Origin of the sequence: Allotamlana fucoidanivorans, assembly GCF_045788535.1 — a bacterium.
In the GTDB taxonomy this organism is placed as follows: Bacteria; Bacteroidota; Bacteroidia; order Flavobacteriales; family Flavobacteriaceae; genus Allotamlana; species Allotamlana fucoidanivorans.
This window is the reverse complement of the sequence record NZ_CP074074.1, coordinates 2,839,020-2,858,151: the sequence shown is the minus strand read 5'-3', so window position 1 is coordinate 2,858,151 and position 19,132 is coordinate 2,839,020. Positions and strand designations below refer to the sequence as shown.

General features: G+C 37.2%; 10 protein-coding genes. All 10 read right to left on the bottom strand.

Features of this window, described 5'->3' with window-relative positions; genetic code table 11:
• Nucleotides 1–15: 15 nt before the first annotated feature.
• Entirely contained in the window at nt 16–1,344 is a 1,329-nt protein-coding gene (locus tag KFZ70_RS12250) for a sulfatase-like hydrolase/transferase (protein ID WP_139696269.1), read from the bottom strand.
• Nucleotides 1,345–1,362: 18 nt separating this feature from the next.
• Complete coding sequence (locus KFZ70_RS12245) at nt 1,363–2,772, bottom strand: BNR-4 repeat-containing protein (RefSeq protein ID WP_233244027.1); 1,410 nt, start codon at nt 2,770–2,772, stop codon at nt 1,363–1,365.
• Between the two features lie 9 nt (nt 2,773–2,781).
• Nucleotides 2,782–5,937, bottom strand: coding sequence for a T9SS type A sorting domain-containing protein (locus KFZ70_RS12240; protein ID WP_139696271.1), 3,156 nt, complete (start codon nt 5,935–5,937; stop codon nt 2,782–2,784).
• Between the two features lie 332 nt (nt 5,938–6,269).
• Nucleotides 6,270–8,576 (bottom strand): hypothetical protein, encoded by a 2,307-nt coding sequence (locus KFZ70_RS12235; RefSeq protein ID WP_139696273.1) that lies wholly within the window; start codon nt 8,574–8,576, stop codon nt 6,270–6,272.
• A gap of 181 nt (nt 8,577–8,757) precedes the next feature.
• Nucleotides 8,758–8,982, bottom strand: a complete 225-nt coding sequence (locus KFZ70_RS12230) for a hypothetical protein (RefSeq protein WP_139696275.1) — start codon at nt 8,980–8,982, stop codon at nt 8,758–8,760.
• A 211-nt stretch (nt 8,983–9,193) separates the two neighbouring features.
• Nucleotides 9,194–12,232, bottom strand: a complete 3,039-nt coding sequence (locus KFZ70_RS12225) for a sugar-binding domain-containing protein (protein ID WP_139696277.1) — start codon at nt 12,230–12,232, stop codon at nt 9,194–9,196.
• A gap of 170 nt (nt 12,233–12,402) precedes the next feature.
• Complete coding sequence (locus tag KFZ70_RS12220) at nt 12,403–13,722, bottom strand: sulfatase (RefSeq protein WP_139696279.1); 1,320 nt, start codon at nt 13,720–13,722, stop codon at nt 12,403–12,405.
• 175 nt (nt 13,723–13,897) lie between these two features.
• A complete protein-coding gene (locus KFZ70_RS12215; RefSeq protein ID WP_139696282.1) occupies nt 13,898–15,424 on the bottom strand; it encodes a sulfatase in 1,527 nt (508 codons plus the stop codon).
• A 17-nt stretch (nt 15,425–15,441) separates the two neighbouring features.
• Nucleotides 15,442–16,371, bottom strand: coding sequence for a family 43 glycosylhydrolase (locus tag KFZ70_RS12210; RefSeq protein ID WP_139696283.1), 930 nt, complete (start codon nt 16,369–16,371; stop codon nt 15,442–15,444).
• A gap of 12 nt (nt 16,372–16,383) precedes the next feature.
• Nucleotides 16,384–19,131 carry a family 78 glycoside hydrolase catalytic domain gene (locus tag KFZ70_RS12205; protein ID WP_233244028.1) on the bottom strand — a complete coding sequence of 916 codons (2,748 nt, stop codon included), beginning with the start codon at nt 19,129–19,131 and terminating at the stop codon, nt 16,384–16,386.
• Nucleotide 19,132: the final 1 nt, after the last annotated feature.

The following is a 19,132-nucleotide window of genomic DNA, read 5'->3' as shown; positions in this document are numbered from 1 at the left end:
TTATTACAATTTGAATTATTCAGCTCTAAATGCAGTAATTTTTGCTGTTAAATCCGCAACAATATCTGGATTTGCATCTGCTAGGTTATGTTGCTCAAACGGGTCTACTTCAATATTAAAGAGTTGTACCACTTCGTCTTTCTTTCTAACAGGGTCTGGAATAATGATTTTATACGGCGGGAAAATCGCCATATTGTAGAACATGCTATTTTCTATCGTATCAAAATCGTGTGCATACACTTCCCCAAAAACACCTTTACGTTCAGCCAGTGTTTCTTCATCTAAAACACTTACTCCATGTAAATTTGCTGGTTTTTCAATACCTAAAATACCCAATACTGTGGGCACCATATCTATACTACTGGTTATTGTCTTGTTGTCCATTTTTGGTGCAATTTTCCCTTTCCATTTGTACATAATAGGTGTTCTAATTCCTAAATCGTAAGGCGCCCTTTTCGATGTTTTTACATAGGTATTTTTATCTGGTTCTTGTACCCAACCATTATCGCACACATAAACAAACAAGGTATTTTCCATTTGTCCCTTGGCTTCAATCAAATCAAATAACTGTCCGCAAGTTTCATCAAACCATTCGCACATGGCCCAATATTTTGCTACATATTCGGTAGGTGCTTTTGATAAATATTTATCTAGCAAACGTTGCGGGGGCGTGTGTGGTTGATGTGGTAAAAACGGTGCATACCATAAAAAGAAGGGTTTCTTTTCTTTAGCAGCTAAATTTAAATAACTATTAATGGTATCCAATCCTTTTCTACCAATTTGTAAACCAAAATCACCGTGACGCCCCCCACGTTCTGGGTCACCGTGCGTCATTCCATAATCAAAACCACCAACTCTGTGGTTACCATGCCACCATTTACCGGTTTGAAACGATAAATACCCTTTTTCTTTCAACATATCTGGAAGTGTGGTTTGTTTTTCAAAAGCAGAAATGACAGGTTTATAGGCTTCTGTTCTTTCTTTCCCACGGATATTTCCACGTTCATAGACCTTATCATTTCCTAAAATACCATGATCTTTTGGATATAACCCCGTTATTATTGTTGCCAAAGATGGTGAACACAATGGTGTTGGCACATAGGATTGTGTAAAAGTTAAACTCTCAGAAGCAAATTGGTCTAAGCGTGGTGTATCAATATGCTCATGCCCCATAAAACTATAATCTGTCCATGCTTGATCATCTGACAAAATGAATACAATATTTGGTGGTTGATTTGCTTCTTTTCTTTTTTGGGTTTCTGCTTGTGATGCTTTGGTTTTATTTCCACAGGAGAAACAAATAACTAGGATTATTAAATAGCCTAGTTTGTTTAATTTATTCATTATTTTGGATTTATTTTATTACTTTTTTTGTAAAACATTTGCTTCACTTTTTAAACGCTGAATCGGGCCATTATCTCCTAACACATACATTTTTCTGAAATCTGTTCCTGATACTTTTTCGCCAACAATTATTCTAGCATCCGGATGTGGATTATCTATTAGAGAAGATATCACAAATCCAGAATGTTTTCGACTTAAAAAAACAGGGCCTTTACTAAACGTATTCCCTCCATCAAAGCTATCCCATCTACTTATTTCGCCAACACTCTTTTTGATTTGACTTTCTAAATACAAACTTACTTCTGTAGCAGATTTTAATTCAATATCTGCATCACCTTTGGGCAGATTATTGGTACTACCTTGTAACCACGCTTGTCCATCCCATCTAAAAAGTTGTATACGTTTAGGACCACTTCTGTTTTCACCTACGTCTGGACCAACCAACACCGCAACATGTGGGTTGCCATTGGGGTCTACATCGGTTATCCCTTGAAAGGTCCAATCATTGGGTATTTGCTTAACCAAAGCCTTTTCATCTGCCATTTCCTTGGTTAAAGGCATCTCTAATGGTTCATTTTTAACATTTCTCCATTGCCCCGACTTTGTATCAAAAACCATATAATACAGGTTATGTCTTTCTGGAATATGCCCACGTGGATCTTGCGCATTTTTATTATCTCTACAAATATGATAATCAAACGCCACAATAATATCGTATCCATTACCTCTACTCAACCAAGGATACCAAGAATCTACAGCTGCCATATCTGTCCTGCGCTTGTGTTTTAAAAACGAAACAGGATCTTCAAAAGTTCTTCCATTATCAGAGGATTTTTGATAAACCCAATTACTTCTGTGTGCACCATGCCTGTAAAACAAGTAGATATCCCCATTATCCATTTTTATAAGTTGGTTGTAAGTACCAAATGGTGAAATATTTTCTAATTCCTCCCAACCAGAAATATCCAAAGGATTTTTAGAAACCACATGTTTGTTTTTTCCGTAGTGATGGTTTCCAAGCTTATTTTCTCCAATAGCTTTCGTACCACCGTGTCCGCCAAACATAATGTGAATATAACCCGCATCATCTATCATCATTGAAGGTTTGCCGTGGTTATCGGTTTTACGGTTAGGATCTTTACCCATTTCACTAACTCCTGCTTTGTAAGGCCCTTTCCATTCTTTCGTATTATGGTTATATGAAGCCACATACGGGTCTTCCAAAGGACCTTGATAACAGACATATGTAACTCCTTTGTGAAAAATTCCTGCTGGATGTTGCACCACAGCCACGGCGTTACCGTAACCGTTATCAGCGAAATAATCGACTAATTCGGTTTGATTATTATCTCCAATCATGTCTTTTTTATTGGACTTACAAGCTGCCAGAAATAAGCATAAACCAATTGTTATAATTTGAAGTTTCATGATTCTGAATTAATCGATCATTAATTTAAAGGTATGTATTTTGCCATCTTGATTTTGAATACTTACAAAATACATTCCGCTGGTCATATGATGATCTTGCGCATTTAAGACTAGTTTATTTTGTACCTGATTATTTGAGTATACCTGCAAGCCAAGTATATTGTAAATACTAACCTGAGCCCAATCAGCCTTACCTGAGACAATAGTAAATGTATTTTGAGTTGGGTTGGGATACACTTGAACGTTGGACAAGAAATCAATTGTTGACATGATTTTACCTTGACATTCAGCATCTGATTTTACTACAATCTCATCGCCTTGCTCCCCATCAATTGTAAACTGCGTAGCAGCCGTTTCTAAAACGAGTACACCATTTTTAATTACCTTAAATGGTGCGTTTCCTTTTTCTATTTCAATGGCTACTTTTCCTGTTTTGGTGCTACTAATTTTACCCGTTAAGGCCGGTGCTTCATCAACAGTTACTTGATAGCATTGTTTAAATTCGTTCCCTGAAATACCAATACAAAAATCATAGCTTCCAGGAGTTAAATTTTCAATTACTGTTTGATTTGTAAACTCATAATTAACATTATTTAATGAAACTTCATAGTTAAATTTCTCTAAAGCGTTTATTGTTATTTTTCCATTATTCTTACCAGAACATGTTTCACTATTAACTTCAATTCTAAAATTATTTTCAGGTATATTAGAAAAATATTCATAATTTAATACAAATTCCTTAAAGGCTTTATCTTGTGTATCTCCAGTAATTATTTCATCCAAAAATTTTAGGGTACTACCCTTTCCTAAATACAAAGAAACATTTGTTTTTCCATCTTTTATTGCTGTACGTACGATACCAAATTCACCTGTAAAATTAATATCAAGATGAGAAACTGAAGTACTAGAAGCATTAGAGAATATGTAATCTGTTATTTTAGCACCATTTACTTCTGAAATGACTTTTGCGCCTGCAATAACCTCACCATCCATTATGTGTGAAACTGACTTTACACTAGGGTTTGTAGATTTTGAAGGTTCAAAAACATATACATATGGTTTATCCCAAGCTTCACCTTGTTGCCTAATGGCTAAAACTTGTGTTTTCTTTTTTACATAGCCGTTTAGTGCTTCTCGAGTTGCAGGCCCTAATGCCTTTGTATATTCTCGAGTAACTCCAGCAGGTGCAAACATATTCATATAAGAATTAGTTGCATCTAAATCGAAACGAATGTGTAAAGCTTCATTTGTTGGTTCTGTAACATTTGTATTTTCAAAAAAGCGCCAACCTGGAGATTGTACTGGATCTCCTACATCGTTTTGATATCGGTTCGTTGCGGAAACTGGAAGGGTTGAACCATCTAAAGTTTTAATAGTCGTAGCATCTCCAATGTTATGATAAATATAGTCATGAAAATTATTTGTGTTTAATGACTTTGAACGAAAGATATCAAAATAATATGCTGTTGTTGGACTAGTTCTAATCGTACTTAACGTACGTTGTTGATCACAATTATTTATATTATCATCTAAAAACTGAGTAGCAAAACTAAAATTTGTACTCAAAGGATCCTCTAGATGCGCTGGTTCCGCTGCTTTATTAACTGTTGTATTTTGCCATACATAAGAATTGCTTGCCCATGAACCACTTTGTCTTCCTTTGGAGTTCCCATTGACAATTACAGTGTTATTCCCTGCATAAATTCTAAAATAATTAGTGTGTATTGGTAATTTTCGTTCAGCTACAGAAATAGGCATACCTCCATTAGGTGCCATGATATCACCTAGGCCATATAACTCCATTGTAATACCAGTGGCATGTGAATGGACATAATGTGCGCCACCAATAATACCACATAAACCATATAACTCATTGTTAGTTTCTGTGTAATTACGTTGCAAAGCAACACCTGCATGCTTAACGATAACTGTTGGTTTATAGTCAAATTTCTGAGTTGAATTCAGTGGAAATTCTTCTCCCCAAAATAAACCAAGATGATCTAGACCACCAAAAGCTGAAGTGCCAAAAGGTTGATTTCGTCCACCTTCAACATTATAGTATTGTGCTAGTGCAGTTTCTGCTTTATCTTGTAAATCAGTATATCCTTTTCTTTTTGCAATACTTAATACATATCTGAATAAAGATTTAGATCCATCATTATAGCGTTTGGAATCGCCATAACGCACATAAGACCTATTTGGATGACGAAGGTTCTCAAATAAGAATACTCCATCCAAAACATTCCTGTATTGAGGAATTACGTCTAATTCTGGTTTAATTCTATCTACCATATTTAACACCAATTGAATACGAGACATAAAACTATAACTTGTAGATTCTGGCCAAATACCTTGTTCGCCAAAGATTGGCATCACTGTTCTTGTAAAAGAATTTTGTCTTTGTGTTCCTGTATCCCAAAAAACTTTAAAAAGACGTTCTCTTTCAGTATCGTCATCTATACATAGAATTGCTGCTAAAGCTCCAGGAGCAGTAAGAATTGGGTGATTGGAAACCAATTTACCATACTTGTTATCTACTCCACCAGATTCTAACAATGCATTTCCTGCAACATTTTTCATTGCTTTTTGTGCGGTTTCATTACTGTAAGCTATGCGTGTACCAGCAGTTTTATCATAAACTTGAGTTCCTGGAGTGTTTAAAAAATTATAAATAAAATCATAGGCGTATGCCAAATAAGGGTATGTACTTCTTGGATCGAAAAAGTAATTACCACAAATAGCAGTTGTTTCAGGAGTTCTAGGTGCTAATTCTTGAAAATAATGCCAAATTATATCAGCTGCATATTGCGCGTAATCTTCATCTTCTGTTAAATAGTAAAGCATCCCTGCATGTGCTGCTGAACTTAATACTTTAAAATGTTCGTTATTTGCACTTCCAACTTCGCTTTCTGCAAGATTATCATCAACAGCCAAAGCAATAATTGCATTAATCGTTTGTGCTGGATTTGATTTATGCGCAGCCACTTTAGCATCTACGTTTTTCTTTAGTTCATTTTGTGCAAATTGAGCCCAACTGTATTTATTTATTTTATCTAACACTTCTGCACGTTCATCAGCGGTTATATGAATGATAGGATGTTGTAAAGATTGTGCAGACACAAACATCACCTTTAGTAAGAATAATACAAAGAGTATATTTTTCATTTTTCTAGTTTTAATTTATTTATTCAATTTCATTTTTCAGATTAATTATATGTCAATCATAAAAGACTACAAGGTTTTTAGTACTACACATACCATTTTAGAACCTAAAAAGTTTCTCCTTTAACAAAATGTAATGCGCCTCGAATGCTTAAATATCAGAAACCTCGAATTTAGTTGGGTTTAGCGGCAAAACTATCCTTAACTGTCCTGTTTTTTGGGTAAACTTATATAAGTTAACGCTATAGGATTGCAACCCATTAACACTTTAACGAAAAAAGCAAATGATTCAGAACTCTTCTCATTAAAACTTCATCAAAATATATCTCTTTCTGTTACGGCTTTACTTCAAGATTATCGAATAAATTACCATCATATGAGCTTCCTAACATTACATAACCAGACTTTTTGTTATGGCTAACTTTTGTTATGGTATGACCATCCACAAAAGCTTCTATTGCTTTGTCCTTGAATGTCAATTTCAATTGATGCCATACATTACCATCAAAATTTTCAATGCTCCCTTTTGCAAGGGTCTGCTTATCGAAAACTAGCGTCCAATTTCCGTTTTTTTCAAGCATGAATCTATAACCTTTCAAATAACTCCCTTGAACACGACCGCCCAGTTCTACATTACCACCCTCTATAAAAACATCTACACTACAGGTAAAATTCGTCCATGTTACATCACCAATCAACGTATTGGGTTTTATGTTTGAACGGCGATACACGCGCATCCAATCATAACCTTGCTCCGGATTTATTTGCTTTAAACAATTGGTTCCATCTTCTTTTTGTACAATTTCAAAACTACCTGTTTGGTCTGAATGGTATTTTGGTAAGTCACCAACTTTCCGGTCCTCATAATCTTCTTTATACGGGAATGGAAATGGTGTTTCTTCCGGTATACTGTATTCTCCTTTTTGTTGACCTGTTGTTGTTGTTAATGAATAAATACACTTAGGGTCTAGTTTAATTGTGAATAAACCGTTCTTTGGCTCTATGCTTTCAAGCTGAACAAACTGTTCTTCTTCGCTCGATTTCCAAATATTTACAAGGGTTTTAGACAAACCTTCTTCAATCGCTACTTCAATAGTCTCAGGTTCTTCAGTACAGATAATCATACTCCAGTCTGAACCATTTTTATTTTTCATGGTAACACAACTACCTTTATAAGTTGACGCATCAAACAATCCACAAGCTTCATCTAAATATTGCCAATCATTAGCCTCCGCAAATTGTGTGGTATGAGCAGTAGCCCAAATTGTTGGCCACACTTCATAATAGCCACTCCAAGGATTGTTGGCTTTCATGGCTCCTGCTTTATCCCAGGTTACCGATTTATAAATGGAGCCTATTGGCGCCCAAATTAGTGTTTTGGTTATTTTATCTCTAATATAAAACTTGTTGTATATACGCGCTAAATTCAAAGCTCCAGCTCCGCCCCAGTCCTTACCCGTCCAGCTCCAATCTTCACTAGCCCACAATGGCGTACCTGATGCTTTGGCCTTTGCTGTTGTTGGGCGCCCACGGCCATCTACCATATCTTCGGTAAACTCTCTGCCCGTAACGTAATGATACCCAGCAGCCTCAATAACTTTATCAAATTCGGGGTCCTTTTCCAATTCTTCAAATATTTGCCAGTCACCACTATTATCATCAGGCCCTTGAATCTTGACATTCTTATAACCCCTTGCATCTAACAAAGGACGTACTTCATTTACCAGCCAATCACGATCGGTATAGTTTTCATTCTCTGCTGCTGCTACCCAATCAATATCTAAATCCCAATCCCTTTTTGCTACATCGAGGAACGTAACAAAATACTCCGCAGATTCTTTAGTATAAATATTAGATTTTAAATACCCTGGAAAACTCCATGGTAGATATTCCAAAATCATGTTGGGGTTCTTGTCTTTAGCCGCTCTCATAAGCCAAAACTCATAACCTCTAGAAATAGGATTCTTTAATTCTTCGCGCGTAATGGCATGAGATGGTTCAGAACCACAAGTAGAGTTTTCACCACCACCCATTTCTACTTTTAAATGCTGAAAGCCAGCACCAAATTTAGGTTTAAAAAGCATGTCGAGAATATGGTCTCGGTATGGGTCTTTATAATCGTATAACAAATCGGTTGAAGCACCAGCACTTACACCACCAATACCTTCAAAAGTACGCCCTTCATCTTCTGGGCTTAAAGTAATTTTCACGACACCATTCTCTTGCTCAAAAACGGGAGGTTCAAAGGCTTTTTCTTGATTTACAATGTCTCCCATTTCAAACCAAGCAGGTTCGCTATGACACACTCCTCGATTATTGCCCCATACAGTAACTCTCCAGTATACTTTTTGTCCTGATCTTAAGGGTTCACCTAGATATTGGTATGGCCCTGTCTCTGACTTGCTAGTTGGTCCTGTATCCCAAAGATCTGGATACTTTAATTTCTCAATACTTGTGGCCATCATAATACGAAAACCGCCCTGTTCTTGACTAATACTGTCCCCAATAAAAGTCCAGCTAAAAAATGGTCTAGCCGAAGTTATTCCCGTTGGGTTACTTTGTAATTCACATTTTAAATCTTTTACTTGAATGACTTGCGCTGCAGAGCACAAACACCATAGGTAGATTACTATTTGCTTCATGATGTTATTTTGTAATTGTAAACGAACTGTTTTTCTTGCTTCATTACCCGTTGGTTATGGTATTGTTATTTAAACCTTGATGGATTTTTATTGATAGGTTCTTATCTAGATAATATTTTAAGGCTTTATTTTTATAGTTTACTGTTAAGGTTTGAACATGTTTTAAATGATTTTTTACTAGTCAACCACCACGTACTTTAATGATATAATCTATGGTTGACCATGAGACATCTTCTTGAAAACTTTGCAATAACTGCTCGATATTGGTGTCATCTCTTTCTTCATTAACATAATACTCCAATACATTGTTATGGAATTGTACTAAATCAGATGGATATTGAACGTCTAAACCAAATCTTTCTTCAAAATTATCGCAATTATTTATAGTAATTAGTGTAAGTACCATGAACAGAAAGGTTCTGTATGACCTCATTTAAAACTCATATTTATTTTATTTCCATAGCTTTTCAAGTGATTCGCACGTCTTTTTTTAACCTGTTATCGTCTTCTAGAAGAGCTCTATCTATCCCTTTCCATCTCTATTACAACTAAACATCATCAATAGAACGTTAACCAATAGCAATATGCTAATAATTGTTATTATAGTATACATGCTCTTAATCTATAAACAACTCATCAATAAACGGAGCACTTTCTCCAGTGGTTTCTAGCTTGATATTGTTTGCTCCAGATTGCAGAACGATGATGGTTGGTACAAACTTCCATTCTTTTTCCCAACCGCCTGTTGCTTTAAATTCTATATCTCTTACATATTCATCATTTACATACAATTTCATTGGGTGTAATTTCCGTTCATTATTATGCATGTATCTAAAACGAATACTGTAATCTCCAGGTTCGCCGTCATTTTCTTGGTACCAGGTAATAGACCCTTCGCCGCCTTTAAAATCAACAAAACCTGAGCCTTTAAATCTGTGTGCGCCTGTACTTGCTTGTGCTGTTCCTGTTAAAATGCCATCTTCCGCAGAAATATTCACACCTCTCCCAATCCACATATCAGCAGAATGTTCGTCGCCCCAAAACAAACCTTCGCTTTTACCAAAGGTTTCTTCCATAGACAAAACAGTTTTACCATTTTGTTTGACAATAGCTTTTACAGTTGTGCCATCTTCCACTTTAAAAGCACCCTTGTATCGCTTTCCTGTTATTTCTGGGTCACTGCCATCAACAGTATAATTAATCTCTAAATCTGAAATATTAGCTTCTTTTAAAATAGAAATCTGATTAACAGATATAGTAATCATATTGGAAGTATACAAGGATTTATCACCTAAAATAGCACCGGAAAACACGGATGCTGATTTCCCATTTGGTAAAGCTCTCAGGAATAAACGTGTTTTTCCGAAGAATAAACTTCTGAAATCAGATTTGGTACGACTTGTAGGATCGATAGGATTTCCATTTTCCATTGAAATCTTTTTCACATCGCCGGAAATATGATAATACACTTTGTTTTCGCCGTATGGATACAAATTATTTTGAGCATCTAAACTTTCTGAGGTGATAATAAAACATGAATTAAATCCGTCTTCTGCCTCTAATTTTTCCAGAGAGGATTTCAGTTTTGAAGGCTGGGCACTTGTTCTAAACGAGGTACGTTTCACTTCTTTGCCATCAATATAAGCAACAGCTTCAAGTTTACCTTCTTGGTAAGGCACCATCCACTCGCATTGCATTTCATTCCAAACGGTTCCCGGTTTATCTTTCCCTAAAGATTTTCCGTTTAAGAAGAGTTCCACCTCTTCGGTGTTCGAATATACCCAAACCGGAATTACTGTGCCTTTCTCCATTCTTGGATGCGACCAATGCGGTAACATGTGAATCATAGGTTCTGTGGTCCATTGGCTTTGGTAGAAATAGTATAAATCTTTTTCAAAACCAGCCACATCAAGAGCACCACCCATAAAGAGGTTAAAAGGCAAACCACCATGTACTAAACCTGCTTCGCCGTAATAATCGAAACCAGTCCAACGGTAATGTCCACTATGCCATGGAGTATCACGCATCACTTCCCAATATTTTCTTGCTGAAACGCGTACCGTAGCATTATCATAAGAAGAATTGAAACGTTGTTTTCTGTTTCGCCAATCCTTGGGGTTTAAACCTTCGTAAAAGAAAATTTCCTTTTCTGTGAGATTTGGCAATTCATAAGTACCAGGCAATTCATTATCGCGCCACCAGGTATGGGTTCTGTAATAACCTCTGGTTTGCCAGGTATGAGGCGCTTCGGTAGAAATAAATGGTTTTTCTAACTCTATTTCATTTTGTCTATCTATGAACGATTTTGTTTCCGACCCGCCATTTACGCCTTGTATATCCATATCTTCAGGATTTCCAGCTCCTGAAGTAAATAAACGTGTTGGGTCTAGAGATTTACCAAAGCTAACCAATTCTGGCGCCACATCGCTGTGCGTTTCATTACCTAAACTCCAAACAAAAATGCTGGGGTGGTTACGGTCTCTGGTAATCCATTCGGTTACATCACGCTGCCACCATTCATCAAAGGCTTGTTTACCGTAATCTTCAGCTGCTTTTTTATGCCAGCCATCAAAAATTTCATCCATAACCAGTAAACCAATTTCATCACAGATATCGTAAAACATAGGTGGTGTTGGGTTATGCGACGGACGAATTGTATTAATACCCATGTCTTTTAACAACTGTAGTTTCCACCGTAAAAGCGGTTTAGTCCACGCCCCACCAACAGGGCCACCTTCCCAGTGTTCACAAACACCTTTCAGCTTTACATTTTCGCCATTAAGCCAAAATCCGGTTTCTGATTTCCATTCTACGGTTTTGAATCCGAAAATCGTTTCAACCTCATCAATGATTTTCTTCCCTTTTTTTACTCTGGTAATGGCTTTGTATAAGGTTGGTGTTTCTGGACTCCATAAATTCGGATTTTCAACCTCAACAACTAAGGTGTTTTTGGCATATTTAATCTTTGCTTTTTCTGTGTTTAGAAGCGTTCCGTCTGGCGCATAAATTTCAACCTCATAATCTAAATTTTTAAGATTTCCGTTAACTTCAGCATCAATATTTACCGCTGCTTTATCAGCTTCTATAGTTGGCGTAGTAATAAAAATACTATTCGGTTTAAAATGTGTTGGATTTACCTCAATGAGCTTAACGGCCGCATAAATTCCACATGGATGATACCACCTGGCTGAAGGTTCTAAACTATTATCAACCCGAACGGCGATGCTGTTTTGGCCTTCTTTTAAATATTTTGAAATGTCATACCTAAAACTAATATAACCATAAGGGCGCTTGCCCAAATGCTGCCCATTTACATAAACATCACTATTCATGTAAACACCATCAAAATTAATGTATGTGATTTTTGATAAGCTCGCTTTTGAGACTTCAAAATTCTTACGATACCAACCAATACCGCCATCATGGTAACCACCACCTTGGCCTTGATCCCCACCTTTTCTTACGCCTTTTTCAAAAGACCAATCGTGGGGAATATTTAAATTTTTCCAAGTGGAATTATCAAAAGTTTCTTCTGAAAATGATGGGTCATCTTCAAGGATAAAATACCAATTGTCATTAAAACTCTTTACTTGGCGTTGGGCATAACCAAAGGCTACACAAACTACTACAAATAAGACAGTTACGGATTTTCTCATGGGTTTGTTGTTCAATAGAATTTAATACTACCAAATTTAACCGTTCTACACAAAGAAATAATCCTGTTGTGTCCTGTACTATCATGTAAAACTTTTATTTTTCCACTTTTCGCAAAGAAGTCTTATTCACGCTAATTTTTTATCAGATTTACAATTAAACCCTAAACTATTTATTTCCTTGGTAAATCATTTTGTAAAAATGGTGCTGCATCTCTAGGAAATTGCTTTGCCATAAGGGCTTTCATTTTTTCTTCTACCGCTTGAAAAGCCTCTTGTCCTGATAGATTTTCAAAAGAAAGCAAGCTATTTTTATGCTCGTATAATTCGGCACTAAGAATCTCATGAGTTTTAGAGTTACGCCATTCTGTATAGCGCCATTGCCCATCGGTAACCGTGCATCCCATGATATCTTTTCCTCTGGCATAGACGCTTGAAGCCATCTCATCAAATGGTGTATTGGGTTGCTGCAAAACGGGTAAAATGCTTCGCCCATCAAATTTAGGCCCTTTGATGCCACATAAATCGGTTAAGGTTGGAAAAATATCAACATTTTCCACTAAAGCATCAGAAGTTTTACCACGACTAGCTTGTGCATGACTTCGCTCTCTGCTGATAATTAGAGGCACACGAACATCAATTTCCATATTAGAATGCTTACACCAAGTACCGTATTCGCCAATTTTATAACCGTGATCACTCATAAAAATAATCATGGTATTATCTCGTAATTCTAAGGTTTCCAGGGTTTGCAAAACTTTACCAACTTGAGCGTCCATATAACTCACAGCGGCATGGTAACCGTGTATTAACCTACGGGTAATATCATCGTTTAAAGGATCTTCCTCAGGAATACCATGATATCCTTTAAGCTCGCCCCATTTGCTCAAGGCCAATCTGTACACATCCTTTGGTTTTTCTTTAGAAGGTATATTGAACTTGCTTGGCTCGTGTAAATTCCAATACTTTTTGGGAGCATTAAAGGGCAAATGCGGTTTGGTAAACCCAACGAACATTAAAAACTTATCGTCTTTATATTTATGAAGCATTTTTATGGCACTTTGGGCAATTTCGCCATCGACGTAGGCTTCATCAGCAACATCAGCATCTTCAAAAGCTGGCCCTTTGGGATTCTTTTTTCCACTCGCTTCAAGCTCGGCTATAGCTTGTAAACTTTCTGGTTTCAAATAGCGTTTTGATGGTCTTACCACCAATTGCGACCAACTATCCTTATCATCGACAGTGTGATGATATACCTTACCTGTGCTTATGGTTTTGTAACCGTTTGGTTTGAATAATTGGGGTAATGTTACCACGTCTTTGTTTATTTTACGAAGTGGTGTGAAAATACTGTATATACCCAATGATTCTGGACGTAAACCGGTAAGCATACTCATTCTAGACGGCGCGCAAATGGCTTGTTGTGCATAGGCTTTATTGAATTGTAAGCCTTCAGAAGCCAATTTATCAATATTGGGTGTAATTGCGGTCACTGCCGTAGCAACCCAGTTCGGTTCTTAAATCATCAATATAAAAAACTAGAATATTGGGTTGCTGGTTTTGCGCTTTTATGTTAAATCCGTTTAGTATAACGAATACTAGTAATGCTATTTTACTACAAATTTTCATCGATTATTATTTGAAATGTACGTTAATCATTATAATTATTTAATTTGACACTGGTCTTGGCGATTGTACTCGAGGTTTGGAACTTCCAACATTTTTGAGCTTACCTTTGCCTTCGTTAAATCCCCAGAACGGAATAGCGTGCTTTTTCTCGTCAAAGGTGTAATTATATTTCTTTAAATAATATTCTCTTGGATGCACCTCATCGCCTATTTTTACTAGTTCTGCTTTTAGTTTTACGTCCAATGAATTTTGAAGCTCTTGCCATTCTGGTTTCCCCAACAGGTTCGTCATTTGAAACGGGTCTTTTACATTATCATACAGCATGCTTGGGCCATCGGGCGTTATAGCATAGGTATATTGTCTGGTGCGAATCGCTCTGTAGGGAGCATCGTTAAAATTAGCTCCAAAAGGTGCTACATTCATAACTAAAGCAGCGCGATCGACCTCAGGATCCGGATTTTTAATTAATTCGGATAAATCTTCGCCTTCAATGGTTTCAGGAATACTAATATTTAAAAGGCCTAGTAGTGACGGTAAAATATCTGGAGTGTTTATGGGCGCATTAACAACCGCTCCTTTTTGCTTATCAATACCAGGATATTTAATTAAAAATGGCACACGAATAGATTCATCCCAAGCCAATTGTTTCACAAAGGGTTTCACGCCGTGAGCGCCCATCATTTCGCCATGATCTGATGAAAACACGATGATGGTTTTTTCCGTTAAGCCTAAAGCATCTATTTCCTTAAGCAAACGGCCAATCGCCTCATCGGTAGCTGTGGCGTGTGCATAATAACCTTGAAGCTCTTCTCGGCATCTTTCTGCATATTTTTCGGTAATATTCGGGTTTAGCGTTAAACTATCTTTAGGATACATAGCTTTATATTTCTTAGGAGCCGAATTATGCGGATAGTGCGGTGTTGCAATTGATACAACCGCTAAGAATGGTTTTTCATCATTCGCATGCGCTTTCAGGTATTTTGCTGCGTCTTCAACAATGGCAAAAGGCGAATACTTATTCCAGTGTTTTAGTTCGGGGTTGTTATTATCATAATATGGCATTTTAGTGTAATTGTGTGAACACTCAAGACCTTTCCAAAACTGGAAACCTTGACGTCTTTCCTCCGGAATGTATGTTGAACGGCCGTGACCATCTAAATGCCATTTCCCCCAGTAGGCGGTGTTGTATCCAGCGTCTTTAAAAATTTCTGCCATGGTTAATTCTTCGGCTGGTAGATACACGTCATTGACAATCATTCCTGTAGTGGTAGGAAATCTTCCTGTAAACAAAGCCGCTCGGTGTGGCGTACAAACGGGCGTTACCGAAACCGCATTTGTAAAATTAACCGATTCTTGAGCGAAGTTATCTAGATTTGGCGTTTTAACATCCGGGTTTCCATCATATCCCACAGCAGAACCGCGCCATTGATCGGTAAGAATATAAACAATGTTTGGTTTTTTGGTTTCTTGATTTTGATTGTTTTCGGCCTTTTCTGTCTGATTTTTGCACCCTGTTAAAAGGGCTAAAGCCATAAAAACGCTAACGGATAATATTTTAGTTTTCATTATTGAATTGAATCGTTTTATTCGGTAATTTTTTTAACACCTTCCTTAGTTGCGTATATCTCCTGAATGGTGCCGTCTTCATTATAATACAAATACTCTATGCATGTATTTCTGCTAAATTTTGAACCGCCATTCCAATTTTGCCAATGGTAGAAAAAATAATCCTGTCCTTTATAATTAACAATGGAGTGATGATCTTGTCGTTGTTTGGGGTTTATACCGCCTTTGTATTCAAAAGGACCATAGGGGTTATCAGCCATTCCGTAAAAACCGCCTAATCCGGCATTGTACGAAAAATAGTAAACACCATTCCGCTTATGCATATAACTGGCTTCAAAAAAATTGGTGTTACCATATTCAATAGTTCTGGGTGCTTCAGCTAATTCTAAAAGATTATCTTTTAATCGTGCCACTTTAGGCTCACGAACACCCCAATACAAATACACTTTGCCATCATCATCTTCAAACACACAGGGGTCTAACCACTGTCCTTCAACCCCTTCAATCCATCCTATATCCTTAAAAGGGCCTTCCGGAACATCACTAACAGCCACGCCACAGCGCATATCTTCCTTTGATCCCGCTACGGAATGCGGATACAATAAATAATACTTGTTATTCTTGTAAATGGCAGTTGGTGCCCACATCCAACCCTTAGCGCCCCAAGGGATATCTCTTGAGTGCAAAACTTCCCCGTAGTCTGTCCAATTTACCATATCGGTTGAAGAAAAGGCATGATAACCATCCATAGAATCATAAAAAGTGGCATCTTCCATGTCTTGTGAGGTGTACATCCAAACCTTGCCATCCTTCCAAATATGAGCCGACGGATCGGCGGTGCGAACATGACGAATTACTGGATTATTCTCTTCGTTTTGACTCACAGCCACAAATCCTGAAAATAATAGCACTAAAACCCAAGTATAAGTAAAATGTAATTGTTGCATGATTAAAATGTTTTACAATTGTGATTGAAAGGTGTAGTTCCCTGGTTGCACAACAAATTCTGATTTACCGTTTGAATTGGCTGAAGGTTTTACCTGACTGGATTCTTCAACAGCATCGGCATTACCCGGAAGTGTCACTATCGCGGTTGAATTTGGTGGAATTGTTGTATTAAGCTTGAATACTCCATCTTTTATTTCCCATGATGATGACACTTTACCATAAGGTGTGTTTAACGATGCTGAAGCCGAAGTAAGTGGATGTCTAGGTTCTGGGGCAATTCTAATGGTTTTATAACCCGCCTCAAGTGGCGCAATACCTGCAATGCGTTCATACATCCATTCGCCAACGGCACCATAAGCATAATGATTTAAGCTATTCATTTTCATTGGGTTGAATCCTTCTTCCTTACTATAACTGTTCCAACGTTCCCAAATGGTGGTCGCTCCCTGATTGATGGAATAGAACCACGACGGATAGGTTTCATTGAACAGTAATTGGTACATCAAATCGATTTCTCCGGTTTCATCTAAAACTTCATATAATAATGGTGTTCCTAAGAATCCGGTACGCAAATGATTATCAGCTTCTGCTATTTTTTCTAACAAGTGTTTTTTAGCATTCGCTTTATTTTCTTCGGAAATCAAATCAAAAGCCATTCCTAATAAATACGAAGTTTGGGTTTCTGAAACTTCTTTAACTTTCCCATTCTCGAAGAAATGATTTTCGAAGGCTTGAGCCACATTTTGATATAAAGCGTTGTACTTTTCATAGGCTTCAATTTTACCTAAAGCTTTCGCAGTTTTGGCTGTAAGTCGTGCCGAATGCGCGAAAAAAGCGGTACCAATTAAACTGTGTGATGTATCGCCTTTATTATCGCCATTTTCTGGAAGCGGTTGCAACCAATCGGCAAAACCACCCATTTTCGATATGTAATTTTTTGAAACGGATTCATGGTAATCTACCCAGGCTTTCATCATTTCAAAATTATCGTCTAATATGGTTTTATCGCCTGTTCTTAAATATATTTTCCACGGAATAATAGTACATGCATCTCCCCAACCGGCACTTACTTTATTGTTGAATAACACGTCTGGCACCACCCAAGGAATACCGCCATTTTCAAATTGCGACTCTCTCACACTTTGAAGCCAACTGGCCCAAAAACGATATACATCGGCGTTAAATATAGATGCTGGTGCAAATACCTGCGCATCGGCCGTCCAGCCCATACGCTCATCACGCTGTGGACAATCGGTAGGAATATCGAAAAAATTACCTCGTAAACCCCAAACAATATTGCTTTGTAATTGATTGAGTTTTCCATGTGATGATATAAAAGTTCCGTTTTCATCAAAATCGGAGTACTGCACCATACCGGTAACCCAATCAGTTGAAGGCTCAACGGAGGTATCAAAACCACTTAACTCAATATATTGAAACCCATGAAAAGTGAATTTGGGCATCCAGTCTATGATACCATCTTCTGAGGCCGTGTAATGGTTAGTTGATTCGGCACTTCGGTAGTTTTCAGTATAAAAAGTACCGTCAGGCGATAGTTTTTCTGCACATCGAATTTTTAATGTTTGTCCTTTTTTCATCGGGACTTTAAGCAGTGGTACACCCACCATATTTTGTTCAAAATCGAAAATTAAAGTCCCATCGTTTTTAATCATAGATTTTGCTGGTAATTCTATTTTAGATTTTACAGTGGTATGCCTTTTGGGCTCTAATCGAATGGATTCTACTATCGGAAATGCGTTAACATTCTCCCAGGTTTTATCACTAAAATTATTCGTATTCCAATCGGGCATTTCAAAATTAGCATCATAAGTTTCGCCATCATAAATCTCTGAAAATCGAATAGGTCCTTTGGTGGTGCCTTTCCAAGTTTCATCAGATAAAATCATTTCTTTAGAGCCATCGGTCATGGTCAACTCCAACTGACACAGTAATTTGGGTGTTTCGGTATCACTCCAATAGGATTTCATCCAACCTAAACGTCCGGAATGCCAACCAGCGGCTAACTCTGCGCCAATCACATTTTGCCCCGATTCGATAAAATCAGTAACATCATAAGTGATGGTTTCTACGCGTTCTTGGTAAGGTGTATAACCGGGTGGCATCACATCATCACTAACATCTTGGCCATTAATACTCACATCAAACACCCCTTTTGCGGTTATGTATAATCGCGCCGAAGCCACCTCATTAGACAACTCGAAACCTTTTCTTAAATATTGTGGTCTGTGAATGATATTGTCTTGACTGCCCATCACTTTTTCTTTTTTGGTATTTAATCCAATCCATTTGGCTTTCCAATCGCTATTACTTAACAAGCCCAACTCAAAATGACTGACTTTACTCCATTTAGAAGCTTCTTCATATTGATTCCAATATTTTACTTGCCAATATACGTTTTGACGTGATTGTAAAGGTTTACCTTGGTATTTCACCCAAACAGACTGGTCTGTCATTTGCTTACTAGAATCCCATAAATCGGCATGATTTGGTAATAAATCTGGACTGCTAGCCACTACGATTTGATATGCCGACTGACTTAAAACTCTTTCTGAAATTGGTAATTTCCACGAAAATGTTGGTGTAGCATCATAAAAACCTAAAGGATTTTCAAAACCTTCAGAAACCCTAAGATTTTCAGCTGCTTTAATGTTTTGTTCTTCTTTGTAAGAACTTAATCCTAATACAATAAAACAACTCATGCTGAATACTACATAAAAGAGATTTGATTTTTTAGGCATG

Coding starts and splice junctions, on each gene's coding strand:
- KFZ70_RS12245 (WP_233244027.1), bottom strand. CDS start 2,772: ATGAAACTTCAAATTATAACAATTGGTTTATGCTTATTTCTGGCAGCT.
- KFZ70_RS12205 (WP_233244028.1), bottom strand. CDS start 19,131: ATGCCTAAAAAATCAAATCTCTTTTATGTAGTATTCAGCATGAGTTGT.
- KFZ70_RS12225 (WP_139696277.1), bottom strand. CDS start 12,232: ATGAGAAAATCCGTAACTGTCTTATTTGTAGTAGTTTGTGTAGCCTTT.
- KFZ70_RS12210 (WP_139696283.1), bottom strand. CDS start 16,371: ATGCAACAATTACATTTTACTTATACTTGGGTTTTAGTGCTATTATTT.
- KFZ70_RS12215 (WP_139696282.1), bottom strand. CDS start 15,424: ATGAAAACTAAAATATTATCCGTTAGCGTTTTTATGGCTTTAGCCCTT.
- KFZ70_RS12240 (WP_139696271.1), bottom strand. CDS start 5,937: ATGAAAAATATACTCTTTGTATTATTCTTACTAAAGGTGATGTTTGTG.
- KFZ70_RS12235 (WP_139696273.1), bottom strand. CDS start 8,576: ATGAAGCAAATAGTAATCTACCTATGGTGTTTGTGCTCTGCAGCGCAA.
- KFZ70_RS12250 (WP_139696269.1), bottom strand. CDS start 1,344: ATGAATAAATTAAACAAACTAGGCTATTTAATAATCCTAGTTATTTGT.
- KFZ70_RS12230 (WP_139696275.1), bottom strand. CDS start 8,982: ATGGTACTTACACTAATTACTATAAATAATTGCGATAATTTTGAAGAA.